At 68.3% G+C, this 23,679-nt stretch carries 19 protein-coding genes; 17 read left to right on the top strand and 2 right to left on the bottom strand.

The window, feature by feature from the left end:
- The first annotated feature begins 39 nt into the window (after positions 1-39).
- On the top strand, positions 40-2,961 hold the full coding sequence (locus QFW80_RS06805) for an EAL domain-containing protein (RefSeq protein ID WP_280600797.1): 2,922 nt from the start codon (positions 40-42) through the stop codon (positions 2,959-2,961).
- Here the strand turns inward: QFW80_RS06805 and QFW80_RS06800 are convergent.
- On the bottom strand, positions 2,942-4,723 hold the full coding sequence (locus QFW80_RS06800; RefSeq protein ID WP_280600795.1) for a vWA domain-containing protein: 1,782 nt from the start codon (positions 4,721-4,723) through the stop codon (positions 2,942-2,944). The two genes, QFW80_RS06805 and QFW80_RS06800, sit on opposite strands and share 20 nt — an antisense overlap.
- An 84-nt stretch (positions 4,724-4,807) precedes the next feature.
- On the opposite strand from QFW80_RS06800, the gene miaA reads away from it, so the two are divergent.
- The 12 genes from miaA to QFW80_RS06740 all read left to right on the top strand — a co-directional run bounded on the left by miaA (position 4,808) and on the right by QFW80_RS06740 (position 15,729).
- Positions 4,808-5,761: a tRNA (adenosine(37)-N6)-dimethylallyltransferase MiaA gene (miaA, locus tag QFW80_RS06795; RefSeq protein ID WP_280600794.1), complete on the top strand. Its 954-nt coding sequence runs from the start codon at positions 4,808-4,810 to the stop codon at positions 5,759-5,761.
- Positions 5,762-6,161: 400 nt separating this feature from the next.
- Entirely contained in the window at positions 6,162-6,437 is a 276-nt protein-coding gene (hfq, locus tag QFW80_RS06790; RefSeq protein WP_280600792.1) for an RNA chaperone Hfq, read from the top strand.
- 97 nt (positions 6,438-6,534) lie between these two features.
- Positions 6,535-7,887, top strand: coding sequence for a ribosome rescue GTPase HflX (hflX, locus tag QFW80_RS06785; RefSeq protein WP_280601365.1), 1,353 nt, complete (start codon positions 6,535-6,537; stop codon positions 7,885-7,887).
- 146 nt (positions 7,888-8,033) lie between these two features.
- Positions 8,034-9,182: an FtsH protease activity modulator HflK gene (gene hflK / locus QFW80_RS06780; protein WP_280600790.1), complete on the top strand. Its 1,149-nt coding sequence runs from the start codon at positions 8,034-8,036 to the stop codon at positions 9,180-9,182.
- On the top strand, positions 9,179-10,042 hold the full coding sequence (gene hflC, locus QFW80_RS06775) for a protease modulator HflC (protein ID WP_280600789.1): 864 nt from the start codon (positions 9,179-9,181) through the stop codon (positions 10,040-10,042). The genes hflK and hflC overlap by 4 nt, the downstream gene beginning before the upstream one ends.
- A 151-nt stretch (positions 10,043-10,193) precedes the next feature.
- Entirely contained in the window at positions 10,194-10,382 is a 189-nt protein-coding gene (locus QFW80_RS06770) for a DUF2065 domain-containing protein (RefSeq protein WP_280600787.1), read from the top strand.
- A 335-nt stretch (positions 10,383-10,717) separates the two neighbouring features.
- Positions 10,718-12,010 (top strand): adenylosuccinate synthase, encoded by a 1,293-nt coding sequence (locus QFW80_RS06765; RefSeq protein ID WP_280600785.1) that lies wholly within the window; start codon positions 10,718-10,720, stop codon positions 12,008-12,010.
- A gap of 14 nt (positions 12,011-12,024) precedes the next feature.
- A complete protein-coding gene (locus tag QFW80_RS06760) occupies positions 12,025-12,771 on the top strand; it encodes a hypothetical protein (protein ID WP_280600783.1) in 747 nt (248 codons plus the stop codon).
- A gap of 117 nt (positions 12,772-12,888) precedes the next feature.
- Entirely contained in the window at positions 12,889-13,536 is a 648-nt protein-coding gene (locus QFW80_RS06755; protein WP_280600782.1) for a hypothetical protein, read from the top strand.
- Positions 13,537-13,551: 15 nt separating this feature from the next.
- A complete protein-coding gene (locus tag QFW80_RS06750; RefSeq protein WP_280600780.1) occupies positions 13,552-14,211 on the top strand; it encodes a hypothetical protein in 660 nt (219 codons plus the stop codon).
- A 182-nt stretch (positions 14,212-14,393) separates the two neighbouring features.
- Entirely contained in the window at positions 14,394-15,206 is an 813-nt protein-coding gene (locus QFW80_RS06745; RefSeq protein WP_280600779.1) for a hypothetical protein, read from the top strand.
- Between the two features lie 13 nt (positions 15,207-15,219).
- Positions 15,220-15,729: a hypothetical protein gene (locus QFW80_RS06740; RefSeq protein WP_280600778.1), complete on the top strand. Its 510-nt coding sequence runs from the start codon at positions 15,220-15,222 to the stop codon at positions 15,727-15,729.
- A gap of 115 nt (positions 15,730-15,844) precedes the next feature.
- Here the strand turns inward: QFW80_RS06740 and QFW80_RS06735 are convergent, their stop codons facing one another.
- Positions 15,845-16,390, bottom strand: a complete 546-nt coding sequence (locus QFW80_RS06735) for a carboxymuconolactone decarboxylase family protein (protein ID WP_280600776.1) — start codon at positions 16,388-16,390, stop codon at positions 15,845-15,847.
- A gap of 86 nt (positions 16,391-16,476) precedes the next feature.
- Between QFW80_RS06735 and QFW80_RS06730 the strand changes: the two genes are divergently transcribed.
- From QFW80_RS06730 to QFW80_RS06715, 4 genes are all read left to right on the top strand, one after another.
- Complete coding sequence (locus QFW80_RS06730; protein ID WP_280600774.1) at positions 16,477-17,400, top strand: AraC family transcriptional regulator; 924 nt, start codon at positions 16,477-16,479, stop codon at positions 17,398-17,400.
- A gap of 148 nt (positions 17,401-17,548) precedes the next feature.
- On the top strand, positions 17,549-19,681 hold the full coding sequence (locus QFW80_RS06725) for a site-specific DNA-methyltransferase (protein ID WP_280600772.1): 2,133 nt from the start codon (positions 17,549-17,551) through the stop codon (positions 19,679-19,681).
- A 4-nt stretch (positions 19,682-19,685) separates the two neighbouring features.
- Positions 19,686-22,259 (top strand): DEAD/DEAH box helicase, encoded by a 2,574-nt coding sequence (locus tag QFW80_RS06720; protein ID WP_280600771.1) that lies wholly within the window; start codon positions 19,686-19,688, stop codon positions 22,257-22,259.
- 24 nt (positions 22,260-22,283) lie between these two features.
- Positions 22,284-23,159: a nuclease-related domain-containing protein gene (locus tag QFW80_RS06715; protein ID WP_280600769.1), complete on the top strand. Its 876-nt coding sequence runs from the start codon at positions 22,284-22,286 to the stop codon at positions 23,157-23,159.
- Positions 23,160-23,679 lie beyond the last annotated feature (520 nt).

Below are 23,679 nucleotides of genomic sequence, written 5' to 3'. Positions count from 1 at the left end.
CTTCTCCCGTTATGCTTCCTCATTGGAGGTGTCGCACCCGTGAATGTCCCGGCCGTCGAGGCGAGCGCGCCCGGTCCCGAAGCGCATGCAGGGCTGGCGGAGCTGGCGACGCTGTTGGCGCGCACGCTGCCGGCAGGCGCGAGCGTGGCCGTGGGCTGGAGCGATCCGCTGCTGGGTACGGGGCGTTCGCGCAGTGCCTGCGCCGGCGCCGCACTCGATGCCGCGGTCGAAGCGTTGCTGGGCGGCGAGCCGACGGCCGCGGCGGCCGCCATGCGCGACGCCTGGACCCACGACGCCACCCGCGTCGCCCTCGTCGCGCAACCCGGCCGCGCGCTGCCGGCGGCCCTGCGCAGGGGCTGGCTCGCGCTCGCGCGCAGCACGATCGACGCCACCTTCGCCAGCGCCCGAGCCCAGTCGCGGATCGAGGGCCTGCGCAAGTCCGAGCGCCTGCGCCAGGCGCTGTACGAGATCGCCGACCTGTCCGGCGCCAGCCTCGACATGCAGGAAGTGCTGGCGCGCATCCACGCCGTGGTCGGCACCCTGATGCCGGCCGAGAACTTCTACATCGTGCGCTACGACGACGTGCGCGAGACGGTGCGCTTCCTGTACTTCGTCGACGAACGCGACCCCTGGCGCGCCGACCCGGACGAAGAGATCCCGCTGGCCGACATGCCCAACAGCCTGACCGTGGCGATGCTGCGCCATGGCCAGCCGATGCTGGGGCCTTCGGCGCAGATCCGACGCTCGCTCGGCGTCGACAAGGATCCGGCCCACGGGCCCGACAGCGCCGACTGGCTGGGCGTGCCGATGCGGCGCGACGGCTACGTCAGCGGCGCGATCGTGGTCCAGAGCTACGACCGGCCGCAGCGTTACACCCACGAGGACCGCGCGCTGCTGGAATTCGTCGCCCAGCACATCCTGACCGCGCTCGACCGCAAGACCGCGCAGGAGGACCTCGAGCGCCGGGTGGACGAGCGCACGCGCGAACTGCAGCACGCCAACTGGGTGCTGGAGGCCGAGATCGTCGAGCGCGAGCGCGCCGAGCGCCTGCAGCGGGCGCTGTTCCGGATCAGCGAACTGTCGATCACCGCCGGCAGCATCGAGCGCTTCTACGCCGAGGTGCACGGCGTGATCGACGAACTGCTCGATGCGCGCAACTTCTACATCGCGCTGCTGACCGACGACGGCACCCGGCTCGAATTCCCGTATTCGGTGGACGAACGCGACCCGGTGCGGCGCCCGCGCCGGCTCGGCCGCGGGCTGACCGAGTACGTGATCCGCACCGGCCAGGCGCTGCTGGTCGACCGTTACGGGATGGCGCAGCTGGAAAGCGCCGGCCAGATGCGCGGCCATGGCTCGCTCGCCCACTGCTGGCTGGGCGTGCCGCTGTCGCGCGAGGGCACGCCGATCGGCGTGATCGCGGTCCAGAGCTACAGCGCCGAGGTCGGCTTCACCCCCTCCGACCAGGAGCTGCTGACCTTCGTCGCCCACCACGTCGACGGCGCGCTGGCGCGCAAGCGCGCGCAGGAATCGCTCAAGGCCACGCACGCCGAGCTGGAATTCCGGGTCGAGGCGCGCACGCGCGAACTGGAACAGGCCAACCGCGAACTGCGCGCGCAGATCGGCGAGCGCGTGCGCGCGCAGCAGCGCCTGACCCACCAGGCGCGCCACGACCACCTCACCGGCCTGCCCAACCGGGTGTTCCTGCTCGACCGCCTCGACAGCATGATGCTGCAGATGTACGAGCCCGGGCGCCTGCCGTTCGCGGTGCTGTTCCTGGATCTGGACCGCTTCAAGCTGATCAACGATTCGATGGGCCACGCCGCCGGCGATGCGATGCTGATCGAGGTCGGCCGCCGCATCCGCGGCGCGATCGCGATGGAGGACGTGGTCGCGCGCCTGGGCGGGGACGAGTTCGCGATCGTGCTCGAAGCAGTGGACGACGCCGACGCGGCCGAGGCCACGGCGTCGCGCATCCTCAAGAAGCTGGGCCGCTCGATGTGGGTGGCCGGACGCGAGCTGTTCCCCTCGGCCAGCATCGGCATCGCGCTGTGGCAGCCGCGCTACCGCCACGCCGACGAACTGCTGCGCGACGCCGATGCCGCCATGTACCGCGCCAAGGCGCGCGGCCGCGACCGCAGCGAACGCTTCGACGAAGCGATGCGCGCCGAGGCGATGCGCCTGCTCGACCTCGAAGCCGACCTGCGCCGCGCCATCCAGCGCGACGCGTTCGAGCCGCACTTCCAGCCGATCGTGCGCCTGTCCGACGGCGCCGTGGTCGGGCACGAGGCCCTGCTGCGCTGGAAGCACGAACTGCACGGCGCGCTGCCGCCGTCGGAATTCCTGCGCGTGTGCGAGGACAGCGGCCTGATCGAGCAGGTCGACTGGCTGCTGTACCAGCGGGTGGTGGCGTGGATGGGACGGCATCCCGAGGGCTACGTGTCGATCAACGTCTCGCCGCGCCACTTCCACGCCGACGATTTCGCCGAACGGCTGCTGCGCATCATCCACGAGGCCAAGGTCGATCCGCACCGGCTGCGGATCGAGATCACCGAGGGCGCGCTGCTCGACGACGCGCCGCGCGCCGCGCGCATCCTCGGCACGCTGCGCAGCCAGGGCGTCCTGGCGCTGCTCGACGACTTCGGCACCGGCTTCTCGGCGCTGTCGTACCTGCACCGGTTCCCGATCCAGGCGTTGAAGATCGACCAGAGCTTCATCGCCGGGCTGTCCGGCGAGACCCACGCCGAAAGCCTGGCGCTGGTGCGCGCCATTCTCGCCCTGGCGGTCACGCTCGGCATCGACACCATCGGCGAAGGCGTGGAGACCGAGCACCAGCGCCAGCTGCTGGCCGAACTCGGCTGCGCCTACGGCCAGGGCTACCTGTTCGGGCGTCCGGCGCCGCCGAAGGAAGCGCGCGGCAAGGCCGCGCGCAGCCCGGCGCTCAGCGCGCGACCGCACTGACCGCCGGATCCTCCATCCGCCCGCCGTCCGCCACCAGCGCGCGCGAGGCATCCACCAGGTCCACGAACTCGCCGCGCAGGCGCCAGCGGTCGTGGCCGCGTGCGGCGCGGGCGCCTTCGGCGATCGCGCGCCAGTCCCACGTGCCCAGGTGGGTGCCGCCACGCAGCGCATCGGCCCACGCGGCGACGCTCGCGGCGAAGCGCATCGACTCGCCGGGTTCGGCGCGGATCGCGCGGCGCGGGACCGGCGTCTCGATCAGCCGGCTGGTCGTCTCGCCCGGCCGCTTGTAGCGCAGCCGCAGGTGCGCCAGCTCGTCGCCGCGCGCTCCGGGCGCGGCGGCCTGCGCGGCGCCGTAGCGCAGCGGCGGCAGCTGCTCCGCGCCGGAGCCGGCGAGGGTGATCTCGTACAGCGCGGTGACCTCGTGTCCGGCGCCGATGTCGCCGGCGTCCACCCGGTCGTTGGCGAAGTCCTCGCGCGCCAGCATGCGGTTCTCGTAGCCGATCAGGCGGTACTCGGCCACCTGCGCCGGGTTGAACTCGACCTGGATCTTCACGTCCTGCGCGATCGTCAGCAGGGTCGAGGACAGTTCCTCCACCAGCACCTTGCGCGCCTCCTGCAACGTGTCGATGTAGGCGTGGTTGCCGTCGCCGGCGTCGGCCAGGCGCTCGGCCAGCGCGTCGTTGTAGTTGCCCTGGCCGAAACCCAGCGTCGTCAGCGCGATGCCGGAGGCGCGCTGGTCGGCGACCATGGTGTCCAGCGAGCCGCCGTCGACGGTGCCGACGTTGAAGTCGCCGTCGGTGGCCAGGATCACGCGGTTGACCCCGCCTTCGATGAACGCGCGCCGCGCCATCGCGTAGGCCAGGCGGATGCCATCTCCGCCGTTGGTGCTGCCGCCGGCTTCGAGCCGGTCGAGCGCGGCGAGGATCTCGTCCTGCCGGTCGCCCGCCGTCGGCGGCAGCACCAGTCCGGCCGATCCGGCGTAGACCACGATCGACACCCGGTCCTGCGGGCGCAGCTGGGCGGTGAGTTCCGCGAAGGCCTGTTTGAGCAGCGGCAGCTTGTCGGGCGTGTTCATCGACCCGGAGGTGTCGAGCAGGAACACCAGGTTCGCCGGCGGCAGGTCCGACTTCGGCACGTCGTAGCCCTTGATGCCGATCATCAGCAGGTGCCGCCGCGCATTCCAGGGCGCGGGTGCGATTTCGGTGGTGGCGCGGAAGGGCGTGTCCAGCGATGCCGGGCCGGGATGGCCGTAGTCGAAGTAGTTGATGAATTCCTCCGCACGCACCGCATCGGCCGGCGGCCGCACGCCCTGGCGGATCATGCGCCGCACGTTGCTGTAGCTGCCGGTGTCGACATCGATCGAGAAGGTCGACACCGGCTGTTCGGACGCGCGCTGCACCGGGTTGTCGTCGCGTTCGGCATAGCGCTCCGTGTTCGCGGCCTGCCCATGGGGCGGGGGCGCCGGCATGTCGTACAGAACCGCCGCGGCGGCCGGCGCAGGTGCGGCGAGCATGCGCGCCGAGGCGACAACCTCCGGCGAACGGACCCGCGTTCCGGTGACCACGATCTGGTCGGTGCGGGCTTCGGCCAGCGCGCCGCGTTCGGCGGGCGGCGCGGGAGGCGACGGCGGCGGGGGTGGAGCAGACGACAACATGGAAGCAGCGGCCGACGCCTGCTGCGCCTGTTTCGAATCGGGCGCGCTGCTGCAGGCGGACAGGAGCAGGGCGGCGGACAGTGCAGTGACCAGGACGCGACGTTGCATGGCGGGACTCCCGTGGTGGACGGGGGCTTTGAACGCGCGGTGCCCGGGGATGGGGTTTCAGGAGCGCTGGACAATAATCTCCGCATGCCCGCCGACAGCCGCCCCCCCGCCATCGCCCTCATGGGCCCCACCGCCGCGGGCAAGACCGCGCTGGCGCTGGACTGGGCGGAGCGCTTCGGTGGCGAGATCGTCAGCATCGATTCGGCCCTGGTCTACCGCGGTCTCGACATCGGTGCCGCCAAGCCCGATGCGGCCGAGCGCGCGCGCGCGCCGCATCACATGCTCGATCTCCACGATCCCTGGGAGACCTGCTCGGCGGCCGACTTCGCCACGTCCGCGCGCGAGGCGATCGACGACATCCTCTCCCGCGGCCGCCTGCCGATCCTCGCCGGCGGCACCGGCCTGTACTTCCACGCCCTGCTGCACGGGCTCTCGCCGATGCCCGCGGCCGATGCCGGCATGCGTGCCGCGATCGCCCGCGAAGCGCAGGCGCTCGGGTGGCCCGCGTTGCACGCGGACCTGGCGCGCATCGACCCGGTCGCCGCCGCCCGCATCCAGCCCGGCGATCCGCAGCGCATCCAGCGCGCGCTGGAAGTGTTCCGGCTCAGTGGCCGCACCATCAGCGACTGGCAGCGCGAAGCGCCGGCCATGCCGCGGCTGCCGGCGCGGGTGCTGAAGCTGGTGGTGGCCCCGCGCGAGCGGGCGACCCTGCATGTGCGGATCGAAACCCGCTTCGACGCGATGCTCGCCGCCGGCTTCCTCGACGAGGTGCGCGCGCTGCGGTCACTGGCGCCGCTGCGCGCGCATCCCGCGCCGCTGGACCTGCCGGCCATCCGCGCGGTCGGCTACCGCCAGGCCTGGGAGCACCTGGACGGCGCCACCGATGCCGCGCAATTCCGCGACCGCGCCATCTTCGCCACCCGCCAGCTCGCCAAGCGCCAGCTCACCTGGCTGCGCGGCCAGCTCGACGCGCGCTGGTTCGATCCGGCCAGCCAGCGCGCCGACCTGGACGACGCCGTGCGCCGCTTCCTCGGTTGAGGAGCGTCGCGGGAGGGAGGCCGCGATGCATCCGGCACGGGCGCCCGGGTCGGGGCGCGAGCGGGTCGGGGGCGCGATAGGGGCGCAACCCGACGCCGCTTCCCTGGATCCGGAAACCACCCACGCAACGCGAGGGATTGAGCACCGCACGCGCCGCGGGTGCCGGTGCCGCCCTCGATCGGCCATCCGGGCGGTGGCGCGGCCGCCCGTCCGTCGGCGCGCGAGGCCGCCGCCACCGCTTCTGTGACCGGATGCGTCCCCGCGGCCCGCGCGGGCACGCCGGTTGTGTACCATCGGACGGTCGCCGCCGCCGGGGAAACTGCGGGTCGGGCGATGCGGTCGGGGGAGGCCCGTCACGGGCGCCGGCCGGACACAACAATAACCAAGCTGGGGAAACACCATGTCCAAGGGACAATCCTTGCAGGATCCTTTCCTGAATGCGCTGCGCCGCGAACGCGTGCCGGTGTCGATCTACCTCGTCAACGGCATCAAGCTCCAGGGCGTGATCGAGTCGTTCGACCAGTTCGTGGTCCTGCTGCGCAACACCGTCAGCCAGATGGTGTACAAGCACGCCATTTCCACCGTGGTGCCGGCGCGCAACGTGCGCGTGGGGCCGGGCGGGGGCGTGGTGCAGGCCGCCGACGGGGTCGAGGAGGCCACGGTCGAACCCGCCTGAGCACGGCGACGGCGCGGGGCGCGCACGGTTGAACTCCGGCCCCGCGGCCTCCATATCACGGGGCTGAGCCCACCGCCGAGCCCCGATGCCGACCCAACTGTTCGAACGCTCCCGCAAGGGCGAGCACGCGCTGCTGATCCAGCCCCACGCCGGCGGCCCGCCCGACGAGGCCGAACTCGAGGAATTCGCCGAACTGGCGCGCTCCGCGGGCGCCACCGTGGCCACCCTGGTCACCGCGCGGCTCGACCGCCCGAACCCGGCCACCCTGATCGGCAGCGGCAAGCTCGAGGAAGTGAAGGCCGCCTGCGAGGCCTCCGGCGCCGATCTGGTGCTGGTCAACCATCCGCTCACGCCCGGCCAGGAGCGCAACCTGGAAAAGGCCCTGGAGCGGCGCGTGGTCGACCGCACCGGCCTGATCCTGGACATCTTCGCCCAGCGCGCGCGCAGCGCCGACGGCAAGCTGCAGGTCGAACTGGCCCAGCTCAAGCACATGGCCACGCGCCTTGTGCGGGGCTGGACCCACCTCGAGCGCCAGCGCGGCGGTTCGATCGGCCTGCGCGGGCCCGGCGAGACCCAGCTCGAGACCGACCGACGGCTGCTGCAGAAGCGCGTGGACATGCTGCAGAAGCGGCTGGAGAAGGTCGAGGTGCAGCGCACCCAGATGCGCCGCGCGCGGGTGCGCAGCGAAATGCCGCGGATCGCGCTGGTCGGCTACACCAACGCCGGCAAGTCGACCCTGTTCAATGCCCTCAGCGGCGCCGAGGCCTACGCCGCCGACCAGCTGTTCGCCACCCTCGACCCCACCGTGCGCCGGATCGTGCTGCAGGGCATGCCGGTGGTGGTGGCCGACACCGTCGGCTTCGTTCGCGACCTGCCGCATGAGCTGGTGGCCGCGTTCCGCTCGACCCTCTCCGAGGCGCGCGAGGCCGACCTGCTGCTGCACGTGATCGACGCCGCCGACCCGCTGCGCGAGGAACGCATCGGCCAGGTGGACGCGGTGCTGTCCGAGATCGGCGCGGGCGACATCCCGCAGCTGCTGGTCTACAACAAGATCGACCGCATCGAAGGCGCCCAGGCCCGGCGCGACGCCCCCGAGCCCGCGGCCGGCGACGCCGGTCCGCCGCTGCCCGGCGGCACCGTGGGCGTGGCCCGCGAGCGGGTCTGGATCTCCGCCCGCGACGGCCTCGGCCTGGACCTGCTGCGCGAGGCCCTGGCCGCGCGCGTGGCCCAGCGGCGGATCGTGGGCGAGCTCGCGCTGCCCGCCGACGCCGGCCGCCTGCGTGCGCGCCTGCACGCGCTGGACGCGGTGCGCGGCGAATCCCACGACGAGCACGGCTGGCGGCTGCAGGTCGACCTGTCCGAGGCCGATGCGGCGCGCCTGGCCGCGCAACCGGACGGAGCGGTGCTGCGGCCGCTCTTGCCGGAGGTCGAGGCCGACCCCACCCTGTAAACTAGCCGGCCCGCCGCCCGCGGGCCCGGGCCATGCCCGCGACCGGACGCCCTGCGTCCGCCGCCCATGGACCGCGCCCGAGGCGACGGCCGCTTCGCGCCACCCGGCTGTCCGGGCCGGCGTGCCCCATCCCGACTGGAGCAGGCATGGCCTGGAACATCCCCGGCAAGAACAACGACGACCGCCCACCCGAGCGCGATCGCCCCGGCAACGACGGCCGCAACCCCTGGCCGCCCAAGCGCCGCCGCCGCGGCGGCAACGGCCTGGGCGACATCGGCGACCGCCTGCGCGACCTGTTCGGTGGCGGCGGTGGCGGCGGCAACCCGCTGCGCTGGGTGGCCATCGCCCTGGTGGTGTGGCTGGCGTTCAACTGCTTCACGCTGATCGGCGAACAGCAGCGCGGCGTGGTCCTGCGCTTCGGCGAGGTCGCGCGGATCATGCAGCCCGGCCCGAACTTCAAGCTGCCGTGGCCGGTGGAAAGCGTGGTCAAGGTCGACGCCACCAGCGTGCGCACCTTCAGCAACAGCCTGCCGGTGCTGACCCGCGACGAGAACATCGTCACCATCTCGTTCAACGTGCAGTACCGCGTGAGCGATCCGGAACTGTTCCTGTTCGGCACCCAGAACGCGACCCGCGTGCTGGAACAGGTGTCGCAGAGCGCCGTGCGCGAGGTGATCGGCCGCGCCGACCTGGACACCGCGCTCAACGCCCGCGGCCCGCTGTCGATCGCGGCGTCCACCGCGCTGCAGGCCTCGCTCGACGCCTACCGCACCGGCCTGGTGGTGACCGAGCTCAACCTGCAGGACGCGCGTCCGCCGGAAGAGGTCAAGCCCGCGTTCGACGAGGTCAACAGCGCCCAGCAGACCAACGAGCGCCTGGTCAACGAGGCCCGTGCCTATGCCGCGCGCGTGGTGCCCGAGGCCCGCGGCGACGCGCAGCGCCTGCGCACCACGGCCGAGGGCTACAAGACCGCCTCGGTCGCGCGCGCCACCGGTGACGCCGAGCGCTTCACCCTGCTGGTCGACGCCTACCGCAACGCGCCCGACGTGACCCGCAAGCGCCTGTGGCTGGAGACGGTGCAGGAAGTGCTGGCCGACAACCGCAAGATCATCGGCGGCGACGGCCGCCAGCTGATCTACGTGCCGATGACGCCTCAGTCCGGCGCGAACCGCCAGGACGCCAGCCAGCCGCCGGTGCTGCCGCAGGAGGTGATCACGCCTCCGGTCAGCGCCACGCCAGATTCCAGCCTGCCGCGCCCCACCCGGGGTGAGCGCGCCGAAGGAGGTGCCCGATGAGGCTCAACCTGATCATCCCGATCGCGGTCATCGTGCTGCTGGGCCTGCTCGGCTCGGTGTTCGTGGTGCGCGAGGGCCAGACCGCGCTGGTGCTCAACCTGGGCCGCGTCGCCCGCACCGACATCGGTCCCGGCCTGCACTTCAAGATCCCGCTGGTCGAGACCGCGCGCGTGTTCGACCGCCGTTTCTACGCCTCCGAGTTCTCGCCCGAGCGCTACCTCACCTCCGAGCGCAAGGACGTGAGCGTGGACTTCGTGGCCATCGGCCTGATCAGCGACGTGGCCGATTTCTACCGCGCCACCGGCGGCCAGATGGAAGTGGCCAACGACCGCCTCGCGCCGATCATCAAGGACTCGATGCGCAACGAGATCAACGCCCGCACCCTGCAGCAGCTGGTGTCCGGCGAGCGCGCGGAGATCATCGCCAGGCAGCTGGAAGGGGTGAACGAGGCCGCCTCCACGCTCGGCATGCGCGTGATCGACATCCGCCTCAAGCAGATCGACCTGCCCACCGACAGCGACGTCATCTCGCAGGTCTACGACCGCATGCGCGCCGAACGCCGCCAGGTGGCCAGCCGCCTGCGCGCCGAGGGCGAGGAACAGGCCCGCATCATCCGCGCCCAGGCCGACCGCGAGCGCACCGTGCTGGTGGCCGAAGCCGAACGCGACGCGCAGAAGCTGCGAGGCGAGGGCGATGCCGAAGCCACCCGCATCTACGGCGAGGCCGCCAACCGCGACCCGTCGTTCTACGCGTTCCAGCGCAGCCTCGAGGCCTACCGCGCCTCGTTCGCCGACGGCGAAGGCATGATCGTGCTCGAACGCGACGACCCGTTCCTGCAGTACCTGCGCAGCGACCGCTGAGCCGGCGGACCCCGGTCCGCCCGGCGCCGTCGTGTCCCTTCCCCCGTGCGATGGCGCATTGCGCGCTTCACGGGTGGAAGGCGGCGAAGGCGGGCGGGGCGGACCCGGTTGTGTCCTCCATCCGTCGTAGTCCGCACCAGGAACTCCCGCCATGCACGACCTCTGGGCCGCCCTTTGTCTCGTCGCCGTGCTGGAGGGGCTGATCCTGTTCGTCGCCCCCGGCGGCTGGAAGCGCGCCGCCGCCCAGCTGCTGGCGATGCCCGACGCGCAGCTGCGCCGCTACGGTGCGGTGTTCCTCGCCGTCGGGCTGATCTCGCTGTATTTCGTGCGCGGCGCATAGGCGCCGGGCTGCGTCCTCCCGGGTGGCCCTGAGCGCCGGACGGGGCCGTGCAGCGGCGCCGGACCCGGCCGCGTTCCGTCGTCGGCACCTTCGGCCCGTGAAGCGCCCGATACCCCGTCGAAACGGGGAAGCGGCCGCCGCCGCAACTGGCCCCCGCCCCCCAAAACCCGGATAATGCGGAAAAGCCGGATGGGCCGATTTCCTTGCGAGACGGTCCCCCGGCTTTTTCCTTGTGCGGAGTCCGCGTGCGCGCCCCTGACGGCGCAGATCCCGGCCCGGTCACGGGGTGCTGCGCGGCGGGTGCCGCGCGTCCATGCGAATCCAGGAGTGCGGTGATGGGTCAGTCAGTGGTGGTGCTCGGCGCGCAGTGGGGCGACGAAGGCAAGGGCAAGATCGTCGACCTGCTGACCGAGGAGATCGGCGCGGTCGTGCGCTTCCAGGGCGGCCACAACGCCGGCCACACCCTGGTCATCGGCGGCAAGAAGACCGTGCTGCACCTGATCCCGTCGGGCATCCTGCGCCCCGACGCGCTGTGCCTGATCGGCAACGGCGTGGTGCTGAGCCCGGCCGCGCTGCGCAAGGAGATCGACGAGCTCGAGGCCAACGGCGTCGAAGTGCGCTCGCGGCTGAAGATCTCGCCGGCGACGCCCCTGATCATGCCGTACCACATCGCCCTGGACCAGGCGCGCGAGAAGGCCGCCGGCGGCAAGGCCATCGGCACCACCGGCCGCGGCATCGGCCCGGCGTACGAGGACAAGGTGGCGCGCCGCGGCGTGCGCGTGGCCGACCTGCACTATCCCGACCAGCTGGCCGAACTGCTGCGCACCGCGCTCGACTACCACAACTTCGTGCTGACCAAGTACCTCAATACCGAGGCCGTCGACTTCCAGAAGATGCTCGACGAGGCGCTGGAGTTCGGCGAGTACGTGCAGCCGATGAAGTCCGACGTGGCCGGCATCCTCCACGACCTGCGCAAGCAGGGCAAGAAGGTGCTGTTCGAAGGCGCGCAGGGTTCGCTGCTCGACATCGACCACGGCACCTATCCCTACGTCACCAGCTCCAACACCACCGTCGGCGGCGCGCTCGCCGGCACCGGCGTGGGCGCGGACGCGATCGACTACGTGCTGGGCATCTGCAAGGCCTACGCCACCCGCGTGGGCGGCGGCCCGTTCCCGACCGAGCTCGACGACGAGATCGGCGAGGGCATCCGCGACCGCGGCCAGGAATACGGCGCCACCACCGGCCGCCCGCGCCGCTGCGGCTGGATCGACATCGTCGCGCTCAAGCGCGCGGTCGCGATCAACGGCATCAGCGGCCTGTGCATCACCAAGCTCGACGTGCTCGACGGCATGGAGTCGCTGAAGATGTGCATCGCCTACGAGTACCGCGGCAAGCGCACCGAGTACGCCCCGCTCGACGCCCAGGGCTGGGACGAGTGCACGCCGGTGTACCTCGAGTTCCCCGGCTGGGACGAGAACACCCACGGCATCACCGACTGGGACAAGCTGCCGCCCGCCGCGCGCGCCTACCTGCGCGCGCTGGAGGAGCTGGCCGGCTGCCCGCTCGCCATCGTCAGCACCGGCCCGGACCGCGACCACACCATCGTGCTGCAGGATCCGTTCGCCTGATCGCGCGACTGCGCGTGCTGCACGCGCAGGTGGCCGTCGCCGCGCTGGCGGCGGCCAGCGTGGCCCTGCCGGCGTTCGCGCAGGCGCTGGAGGTCCCGATGGTCGCGATCCCCGCGATCCCGGCCCAGGCGGCCTCCGCGCAGGGCTTCGTGCCCGACGGCTGGCGGCTCGAACATGCCGTCGCCGGGCGCCTGGACGACGACGCGCAGCCCGACCTGCTGCTCCTGCTGCGCATGGACGACCCGGCCAACGTCGTCGCGCACGATGGCCTCGGCGTCTCGCCATTCGATACCAACCCGCGGATGCTGGTGTTCGCGCTCGCCGATGCAGGCGGCGGCTATCGCCGCGCGCTGGTGGACCACGCGGTCATCCCGCGCCCGGAATCGCCGGTGCTGGACGACGTGCTGCAGGACGATCCCGCCAACGCGCTGCGCATCGCCACCAACCGCGCGGTCTCGATCACCCTGCACAGCTGGGCCAGCGCGGGCAGCTGGTCCACGCACGAGCGCACGTTCACCGTCCGCTGGCAGGACGGATGCTTCCGCCTGATCGGCTTCGACCGTGCCGGCCTGCATCGCGGCTCGGGCGAGACCGATGCCATGAGCGTCAACTACCTCACCGGCCGCGCCTGGACGCGCGGCGGCAGCATCGAGGACGACGCGCCGGGCCCGACGCGGCCCACGCGCCTGCAGGACCGCACGCCGGTCTGCCTCGACGCCATCGGCGACGGCTTCGCGTTCGAACCCGCGCTCGCGCCCTGACGCGCGACGCGCGCTCCGCCGCGGACTGAGCGACGGCGCAGCGCCACGGCCGCCGGGTTTGCCTCGCGCCCGTGCGCGGGTATGCTGGAGCCCGGCCTTGCGACGGAACGCATGACGATGACGCGATGGAACCGCCCCGATGGCTTCGGCATCCGCCGTCTCCGGCCCGTACTGGCGGCCGCGATACTTACCCTCGCCACCGCCGCCTGCGCCCATTCCGCGCCCGCACCCGCTTCCACGACGGCACAGGAGGCCGAGGCCATGGATGCGCCTGAATCACGCCCTGCGGACAAGTTGACCTATTCCCCGGAAGAGATCGGGCAGCGCTTCCTGAAGCTGATCGGGAGCCTGGAGTCTCGGGAGCAGCTGACCCTGGAGCGCATCAACGAAGTGATGGGGGTCCGCATCGTTCTCAAGTCCGAAGGGACGCGGGGAGGCGTCGCCAGCGATGATCTGGGCGGTGGGTGGCGCTATGTCGTCAGTTACATTCCGGGAGCGTCGGCCGACGCCCGGGGGATCGACCTGTCCTTCGTCAATGAGCAGGAAAGGTGGGCCGACATGGCGGAGGTGTGCAGCCTCGACTTAGATGCCTACCACAATGCCCTGCTGTCGATGGGATACCGAGACGCTCCGGTTCCCGGTGAGATCGGTGAGCTGCGTTCGGTGCGCTATTACAAGGGCGATATCACCCTCTCGATCATCCCAAGATTCGAGAACGGAAATTCCGGCCGCCTGTGCGTGGAATCCATCGGAACACTGAACTGACACAGGAGGCCAAGGATGGCCGTGCCGAATCCGCATCTCGAAGCAGTCTTCAGACAATCACGTGCGCAGGGCGGCCTCACCTCTGCCCAGGACAGTCAGCTGCGCGCGGCAGTGGTGGCCGACCCGGATCGTCTGGACCTTCTCAATGGGCTGGCCGCTTCCGGACGACTTCGAAGTTTCGCAGTCGACTCCAACAATGGCACGCTCATTGGCAGTTTCGACAAGCGCGCTGGCTTGATCGAGCTGCCTGCCGCCAGCTTTCGCGGTCGTGATCTCGATGCAGTGGTGGGTGTCCAGGCACTCATCGCCGATTTCGCGCACAAGACCTGGCAGGATGCCTCGGGACAGCGGCAGGCCGTGACGCAAGACATGGTCGGCAACCTCCAGGCGACCTTCAACGGTTCACCTGCGCTCGCAGCGCAACTCAAGTCCGCCGTCGCACGATCGCACGTGCAGCACTTCAGCCTGCTGGGAAACGGCATGGCTGCCGGAGCCACCTATGACGGAAGCACGGCCGACGGCACTCCCAAGGGCATCAATCTCCCGCCGGCGGCGTTGCAGAGCCGCACACCCGGTAATCCCGGCGGCATGTACAACGCTGACGACCTCACCTTCGTGCTGGGCCATGAGATCCAGCATGGTCTCACAACGCGGTCAAAAGCCAGGCGACGCTGACGTTCCTGGATCAGGTGCGTCGACAGGCGATCGAGCGCAGCGCGATCCATGATTACACCGATGAGCTCCGCGCATACATCGGAGCTGGCCGGGCAGACGAAGCCAAGGCGGAGATCGCGGGCTGGAATGCATTGCTGGACAGGCAAAGGCAGGCGCGTCCTCATGACGACGGGCTCGCGCTGATGCTCGACACCCGTAATGATCGCGTGCTGGACTTCATCCGACGCGATCCGGCCGATCCTTCGAAAGCGATCATCAACCCCGGCCTCACCTTCAACCCCGACGGCAGCCTGAGCCCGACGCCCGCCAACATCGCCGCTATGGGCCGGCACTACTTCGACCGTCCCTCCCACCTGTACGCCCAGGCGGGGCAGCGACCTGTCGCACTCGGCGAAGGGCGGCCCACGCCGACCGCGGACTACACCAACTACTACGGCACCTGGGCGCTGGAGCGGATCGTGGCCGCCGAGGATCGCGCCAACGTGCGCATCCAGGGCGCGCGCCCGCAGATCGCGATCGACATGGCGGGCCTCGGCCTGAAGGAAGACCTGATCGAACGCGAGGGGCTGGACCTTGGCGCGAACCGGTCGCCGCGCCCGTACCTAGACACCAGCCGCACGCCGGCGGTGCGGGGCCGGTTCCACCACACCCAGGACGGCAGCATGGGCCACGACCACCGCCACGTGCCGGTCGCCGACCACGCGCGCATCGGCGCCAGCGGCGACGCCGTCGTGGATGCCTGGATCGACGCGCTGCAGGCGCGCGATGATGCCGCCGCGCGCGCCGTGCAGCGGGCCTTCCTGCGCTCCGAAGCAGGGCAGCAGCTGTGGCCGGGCGGGCTTGACGGGGCACCCCGCCGCGCGCAGGAAGCCCAAGCGCTTCCGCCACCGGCCGCGGAATGGTCGCCGGACGCACCTGCCACGCAGGCGCGCCACGTCATGGCGGAGTTCGCGCAACCCGCCCCGCAGGCACCGCACCACGCGATGGAACGCTAGACGGAGCAGGGGCATGAACGACACGGACGTCATCCGTCGGCTGATGCTGGCGGTGGAACGGCTCGAACGGGCCGCCGACCATCAGGCCACGCAGGCGCAACACGCGGCCGAGCGCGTGCAGCACGCGCAGGCGGCCGCCGGCGACCTCGCCGCCATCCGCAGCGCGGAAGAAGCGCAGTTCCGCCAGGCCATGACGCGCCTGTTCCAGGACCACCAGTCCCGCACCGAACTCGCCCTGCGTCCCGCGGTGCGTCGCGCATGGCAGTGGCTGGCGGCCATCGGCGTCGGCCTGGCCCTGCTGGTGTTCGGCTTCCTGCTGCTGCTCGGCCACGAATACAGGCGCCTGCAGGATGCCCGCGCCCGCGCCGATGCCGCCGAGGTCTCGGCCGAAGTGCAGCACGCCGCTCAGCAGGTCGAGATCACCTCCTGTGGCGGCCGCCCCTGCATCCGACTCGACGCCAATGCCCCGGTCTGGAAGAGCCGCGGCCGCGAGTACGTGCTGGTGGACGGCGCTCCCCGATAGCCGCCCTGCTTCTTGCTGGCTCGGCGGGGCATTGCGCCCTCCACCGGTGGAAGGCGCCAAAGGCGGATGGGGGCAACGCCGAAGCCGCGAGACCCCCATCCGCCCCGCCATCAGATCAAGCTGCCTTGCGCAACCGCACCGCCGGAAAATCCACCGGCACCGCGAAAGCCACGTTCACGTAGTTGGTGAACAAGTTCAGCGCCACATGCGCCAGCAGCTCGACGATCTCGCCGTCGTCGAAGCCCGCCGCGCGCAGCGCCTCCACCTCGGACGCGTCCACCTGCCCGCGCCGCTCCACCACCGCCAGCGCGAAGCGCAGCGCCGCCGCGGTCTTCGGGTCGTCCGAGCGCCCGTCCTGCGCGTCGCTCATCTCCTGCGCGCTGGCGCCGGCCCTGCGGCCCAGGGCGGTGTGCGCGGCCAGGCAGTACTCGCAGGCGTTGCGGTTGGCGATGGCCACCGCCACCTGCTCGCCCAGCCGCGCGGGCAGCACGCCGCCGCCCAGCGCGCCGAACGCGCCCCACATCGCGCGCAGCGCGGCGGGGGAGTTGGCCACCGCGCGGAACATGTTGGGCGTGGCGCCGAAGGCGCCGTGGATCTCGGACAGCAGGGCCTGGCGGTCGGGGGTGGTGGCGGCCGGGTCAATCAGGGGAATGCGGGACATGGCGGGCTCCTTGGCCTCGATGCCGCCGGAGTGGCGGCTGCGGCTAGACTAGGCGCCCGCTCTGGACGCAAGGCGCCGATTCGTCCATGAAACCTGCCGATTCGTCCACACCCGGGGCGCCCGAGCCCGCCCCGGTCGACCGCCTCGCCCCCATCCTCGACCGCTTCCACGTCCGCGCCCAGCTGTTCCATACCGGCCCGCTGTGCGGCCTGCACGTGTTCGACGCCGTGCCCGGGCGCGCCTTCCTGCACGTGCTGCGCCGGGGCACGATGGAGGTCGAGCACCAGGGCGACCACGGCCTGGTCCGCACCGCGCTCGCCGAGCCCACCCTGCTGCTGTTCCCGCGCCCGGTGCACCACGTGTTCCGCAACGCCCCGGTGGACGGCCCGGACTTCACCTGCGCCACGCTCGATTTCGACGGCGGCGAACGCAACCCCATCGTGCAGTCGCTGCCCGCCCTGCTGGCCGTACCGCTGGCGGACGTGGAAGGCCTGGGGCCCACGCTCGACCTGTTGTTCGCCGAAGCCGACCGCGTGCGCTGCGGCTCGCGCCTGCTCGCCGGCCGCCTGTTCGAGGTGCTGCTGGTGCAGCTGCTGCGCTGGGCGCTGGACAATCCTGCTCGGTCCGGCGTGCACCACGGCACGCTCGCCGGCCTGGCGCACCCGCAGCTGGCCAAGGCGCTCAGCGCCCTGCACGCGCGCCCCGGCGAGCCCTGGCCGCTCGAACGCCTGGCCGCGCAGGCCGGCATGTCGCGCAGCGCCTTCGCCGCCGCGTTCAAGCACACCGTGGGCACCACGCCCGCCGCCTACGTGCTCGACTGGCGCCTGGGCCTGGCCGCCACCCGCCTGCGCGAGGGCAGGGCGGTGAAGCAGGTGGCGCACGAGCTGGGGTTCGCGGGGGCGGGGGCGTTGTCGAAGGGGTTTCGGAGGCGGTATGGGGTTTCGCCGCGAGCGGCGGAACGCAGGGAGTGGGTCCCTAGATGCGCGGTGAAACCAGTCCCGAGGCAATGACACGCCGATCAGGAACATCTCGTTCCGCTTAGCACTGCGCGCGCTGCGGCGTGACAAACGTCGGACGCGTCGTACCTCGCACTCTCTAGCTTCTAGAATGTAGGTAGTTGATCCACTGGGTCACTTCGCCATCACCAAGGGGATACGCGTGTCACGACTCACCGATTTGATCGCCCAGGCAAAGAAGAGGGATCCTCAGCTTGGTGCTGATTTGGACAGAGAGTTCAAGGTGCTGTCGTCGCGATTGCCGTTCGGCCTGAACTTCGAGCGACATCGGCCGGAAGCGGTGGAACTGCCGCTTCGGCCCATCCGCAAGGGCGACAAGGTGCGGGCGCTTCCACCGCGAGGTGAGATCAAGAGCGGCGACCAGCGACTCTGGCAGGTGAAGGCCATCCACAAAGCGACACAGATGGCCGACCTGGAACTGCTAGGTGTAGATGAGTCGGAAAGGCAGTCGGTATCGCTGAATGACCTGGTAGTGGTCGCCGAGTTCCGGGATTTGATCCATCCGGGTCTGGTGAGCGGGGGCACGGTGATGCGCGGCGGCGACAAACCGTTCCACACGGTTATCAATGGGGAGAACTACCACGTACTGAAGGCGCTGACCTACACGCACCGGGGCAACGTGGACGCCATCTACATCGATCCGCCCTACAACACTGGGGCGAAGGATTGGAAATACAACAACGATTACGTGGAGAAGGATGACCTGTATCGCCACAGCAAATGGCTGGCGATGATGGAGCGCCGCTTGCAAGTAGCAAGGGAGCTTCTGAATCCAGAAGACTCAGTGCTGATCGTCACCATTGATGAGAAAGAATACCTGAGACTTGGGCTTCTATTAGAGCAAACGTTCCCTGAGGGGACCATTCAAATGGTCAGCACGGTCATTAATCGGAAGGGCTCTGCGCGTGCGGGCGGATTCTCTCGAGTGGATGAGTATATTTTTTTTGTGAGGTTCGGTTCGGCGGAGGTGATACCAACAAATATTGACGTTATCGGGCTTGGTGCGGGAATCACCAAAGAACGACTTCCAGACATCTGGAATCAACTCATGCGGCGAGGAACTGACTCGTTGCGAGAGGACTCGCCCAATCTCTTCTACCCCATCTTTGTAGACCCTAAAAGCAAGGCTATCGTGGAGATTGGAGATGCTTTGCCGCTAGGCGCGCCGCGATCATCGATCCTTCCTCGACGAGGCATCGACACCGTTTGGCCGATCCGAACAAATGGAGCTGAAGGGCGTTGGAGCGTTGGCCCAGAGGGCCTGCGGGAGCGACTGGAGAATGGTTATGTAAAGGTCGGGAACAAGAGCCCTAGTAATGGTCTTTGGACGATCAACTATTTGATATCCAAGGATATTAAGAGATTGAATAATGGTGAGATCTTGTCTAATGGTCGCGATAAGAACGGCGCACATATTCTTAGTTATGCTGATATGAAAAACCGTATTCGGACGCCGAAGACGATTTGGAATCTTGGCTCTCACGATGCAACAGAACATGGAAAGACTTTCCTTACAAATTTCCTGGGTGGGCGGAAGTTTCCATTTCCCAAGTCGCTATACGCAGTCGAAGATGCTTTGCGCTTCTTCATCCGGGACAAGCCAAGTGCGGTCGTTCTTGATTTTTTCAGCGGATCTGGAACCACGGCTCATGCGGTGATGCGCTTGAACAAGCAGGACGGCGGTCATCGCCAGTGCATCTCCGTGACCAACAACGAGGTAGGTGCCGATGAGCAGAAGGCCCTGCGCAAGCGAGGCCTTCGTCCAGGCGACAAAGAATGGGAGAAATGGGGCATCTGCGACTACATCACCAAACCGCGTGTGCAGGCTGCTATCACCGGAAAGAAGCCAAATGGCGAGCTCATTAGGGGTGACTACAAGTTTACCGACGAGTTCCCGATGGTCGATGGCTTCGATGAAAACGCCGAGTTCTTCACCCTGACTTACGAAACCGACAAATCGGTCGGCCACAACTTGGCCTACACACGCATCGCGCCGCTACTGTGGCTGCGCGCGGGTGCTAGGGGTAAGCGCATCGACAAACTGCCCGCCGAAGGCTGGGCCGTGGCTGATGCCTATGGTCTGCTAGCCGAGGTGGACAAAGCCACTCCCTTCGTCAAAGCATTAACCAAGGCCAAGGGTGCGCGCTTGGCCTTCATTGTCACCGATGACGAGCGCCGCTTCCAGTCCGTGGCCAAGCGTCTCCCCAAAGGCGTCGAACCAGTCCGCCTGTACGAGTCGTACCTGACCAATTTCAGCTTCACCAACGGGGACTGATCGAATGAAGTTCACCCTCAAGGATTACCAGCGCGACGCCGTGCGAGACGCCCTGAGCAACCTTCGGAAGGCCCGTCGCTACTGGCACAACGAGGGCGACAAGAGCGCCTTTTCTCTGACGGCCGCCACCGGTGCAGGCAAGACCGTCATGGCGGCCGCTGCGTTCGAGGCGCTGTTCCACGGCGACGACGAATTCGACTTTGACGGCGATCCTGGCGCGGTGGTGATTTGGTTCAGCGATAATCCCGATCTCAACGAGCAGACTCGATTCCGTCTGCTCGAAGCCAGCGACCGCATCAGCCACAGCGACATGGTGGTGATTGAGCATCCCTTTAGTCGGCCAAAGTTTGAGCCAGGGAAAATCTATTTCCTCAATACGCAGAAGTTCAGCAAGAGCAGCTTGCTGGTGCGCGGCTTCGACGACGAGGGCGGCCTGTTCGAGCAGCGCCCGGATGCCCAGGCCTACACCTTGTGGGACACCATCCAGAACACTATCGAAGACCCCGGGCTGACTTTGTACCTTGTGCTGGACGAAGCGCACCGCGGCATGGGTACGTCGAGTGCCGCCAGCGACACGGCCAAGAGCACAATCGTACAGCGGATCATCAACGGCGCGTCCGGGGTGAAGGGCATTCCGGTGGTGTGGGGCATCTCGGCCACGGTGGAACGCTTCGACAAGGCGATTGCGAACGTAGGCCAGCGCGTCAAGCTCCCGAACGTACTGGTTGATCCAGCTAAGGTACAGGAGTCCGGCCTCATCAAAGACACGATCAACCTCGGCGTTCCCGATGAAGCAGGCGACTTTGATACCGTGCTGGTGCGTCGCGCCGCCGATAAGCTAAAGGAGGCGACCGAGGCTTGGACCGAGTACGCGCGGCGCCAGGATGAGTCGCGCGAGGTCGTGCCGCTGCTAGTGTTCCAGGTGCCGAACACGCCCGATCCGAGCGAAGTCGGACGTTGGCTGGATATATTGTTTGCGCGCTACCCGGAGTTGCCGCGCGATAGCGTGGCAAATGTGTTCGGCGAGCACACGACACAACGTTTTGGCGGCTACGAGGTGCCCTACATCGAGCCGCAGCGTGTGCAAGAGTCGACTTGGGTACGCGTGCTGATTGCCAAGGACGCCATCAGTACCGGCTGGGACTGCCCACGTGCCGAGGTAATGGTTTCCTTCCGAGCCGCCAGCGACAAGACCCACATTACGCAGTTGCTTGGTCGTATGGTGCGCACCCCGCTAGCGCGACGCATCCGCGGCAACGATCGCCTGAATTCAGTCGAGTGCTTGCTACCGAAGTTCAACCGGACGACCGTTGACGATGTGGTCAAGGCATTGCTCAGTGGCGACGACAACACGCCGCCGACTGGGCGCATCCTAGTCAATCCAGTTGAGATGAAGCCTAACCCGGCCACTCCCATGGCTGTTTGGGAGGCTTTCGAGGCGCTGCCGTCACAGACCCGGCCGCAAAAGAGCGCCAAGCCGGCCAAGCGCCTCACCGCGTTGGCGCAGGAACTGGTCGACGACGGCATTCTCGAAGGTGCGGGCAGGAAGGCCCATGCGGCCCTGCACACTGCGCTGGACAAGTTCCAGCAAGACAATGCCGACAAGATCAGTGCCAAGCGCGATTCGGTGATGGTGGTGGACGGCAAGACTGTAGTCGCCGACCTGAAGAACAAAGCGATGACCTTCAACGAGTTCTGGGAAGATGCCGACCTCGCGGTGATCGACGACGCCTACCGTCGCGCGACGCGCATCTTCAGCCCGGACATTTCGCGCACCTATGTCGAGTACTTGGCCGACAAGGTGGCGGATCGGGAGGAAGATGCCGAGGACTACCTGGAAGCAATCATCGAAGCGCGCGTGACCGTTGCAGCATTGGCGCTGGTGACGGAAGTACAGGCCTACTTCGACGCCGAGGCCGATAAGCTGGCGAAGGTCTGGCTGACCGATTACGCGCCACAGATCAAAGCGCTGAAGGATGACCGCCAGGAAGCCTACCGACAGATCATCGAGATGAGCGCAGAGCCCCAGGACGTGGACTTGGTCAAACCGGAGAGCAAGTTCGAGATGACCAAGGAGCGCGAGGGCGAAAAGGAAACAGACCTGGCGATGTGGAAGCACCACCTGCTGTGCGACAAGGACGGGAACTACCCGGCTCAGTTAAACGATTGGGAAAGAACGGTCGTCGAAACCGAGTCAAAGCGCGACGACTTCGCTTTTTGGTATCGAAACCCCCAGCACCCCGGTCAATCGTCGTTGGGAATCGCGTATGTGGAGGCGGAGCAATACCAGATCGTCCGGCCCGACTTCGTATTCTTCTCAGCGCAGGATGACAAGGTCGCCGTAGACCTGATCGACCCACATGGCATTCACTTGGCGGACGCGCTCCCCAAGCTGCGTGGGCTCGCCAAATACGCGGAATATCACGCCGGAACATATCGGCGTATTGCGTCGGTCGCCATGGTGGCTGGTAAGTTGCGCATGCTGGATCTGCATCGTGAGGACGTGCGTAAGGCCATAGCTGATGCAAAGGATGCAGCAAGCTTGTTCAATGGGCCGCCAGCGGTCGACTACGAGTGACGGAACTGCAGCATGAATTAGCACGTGTTCATCGGGCATGCGGTGTTTGTGGTCTCCGTCCTGCTGACAGGCAGCATCGTCGTGCTGTTCAAGGCGTATCGGCTGGCGCGCCGCCGCAGATCCCCGCTGTACGGGAAGCAGGTCGGCCATGTGCCCGGTCAAATGTTGCTTGAGCGAATCGAGAAGGAAACCGGAGAGGCGGGCTTCGGCATCGACGTCATGATGCTGGCTCTGCCGATGCTCTTTCTGGTATGGGCCACACTCAGGCTCGACTGGTCTAGCGTTCGATTTGGCGCGACGGAAGTCTTCATGCTTGTGACCTGGGCATTGTTCTTCGCGTTCGGGCTCTGGTACTACCAGCGGCACGCCCGCCGGCGTGAACAGGCCCGCGACGGACTGCTTGCGGAGCGGGTGACGGGCATGCAGCTCAACCGGCTGGTGGCGAAGGGTTGCCTCGTGCTCCATGATCTGCCAAGTGACGTGGGCAACATCGACCACATCGTGGTGGCGCCACAGGGTGTGTTTGCAATCGAGACGAAGTCCTTTCGTAAGCCAAAGGCCGAAGGCAAGAACTACCGTGTCCGCTACGATGGAAAAGCGCTGCACTTTCCCGATTTTGTGAATGTCGATGCCGTCTCGCAAGCGGAGCGCTCCGCCCAATGGGTGCGGCGATTCCTGCATGACAAGTTGGCTCTGGATGTTCCAGTGGTTCCTGCCCTCGCCTTGCCTGGTTGGTTCGTCGAACGTAGCGATAGCGCCAAGGGATCTTCTGTCCGTGTGTTCACGCCGATGGGCCGTGGCGCGGAGTTTTTGGGATTTCCTCCGGAGCATCTGGATGCCACTAGACGATCGCTGATCGCACAGTCCTTGGCGACGCGGTATCCGGAGATCGCAGACTAGATCGGGTTGTCAGGGGAAGGGGGGCAGGTCGAGCGGGCAGATGGAGTGACTCGCTGCGGTAGCGGCGATCACTCCGGTCAGCAGAGCCACTGGTTCATGGTCGTCCGCAAGTGAAATTCGCTCATCGCTCGCCCGATTCCGCTCTTGCGCAACCGAGTTTGCCTTGCGCGCGAATCAATTCCGCTCGCGCGCAACCAAATTCCGCTTGCGCTTGGACCATCCGAATCCCGAGCGCGACCGGAATCCGCTCGCGCGCAAGCCACAACCGGCGGCGCTCGGCCTGAAGCCGCTTGTGCGCAAGCCAAATCCACCCGCGGCCCGGTGATTCCGGCTCGCGGCAGGCCCGCAATCGTTTGCGCCCGGCTGGAAGCCCCTTGCGTCCGGCCCTCGCTGGCTTCCGGGCGGAGCTCCGCAGCTCGGCTTCGGACCATTCCGAGCCGCCGCAGGGAAGTTTTCCTACCCCACCATCCGCCCCGCGCCGACAGCGCAACGCGTCCCACCCGCGTCCAATGCCCACGCC

It is taken from the genome of Luteimonas rhizosphaericola (assembly GCF_029888045.1).
Classification (GTDB): Bacteria; Pseudomonadota; Gammaproteobacteria; order Xanthomonadales; family Xanthomonadaceae; genus Luteimonas; species Luteimonas rhizosphaericola.
Note: the sequence above shows the minus strand (reverse complement) of the source record. Positions and strands in the feature narration are given on the sequence as shown.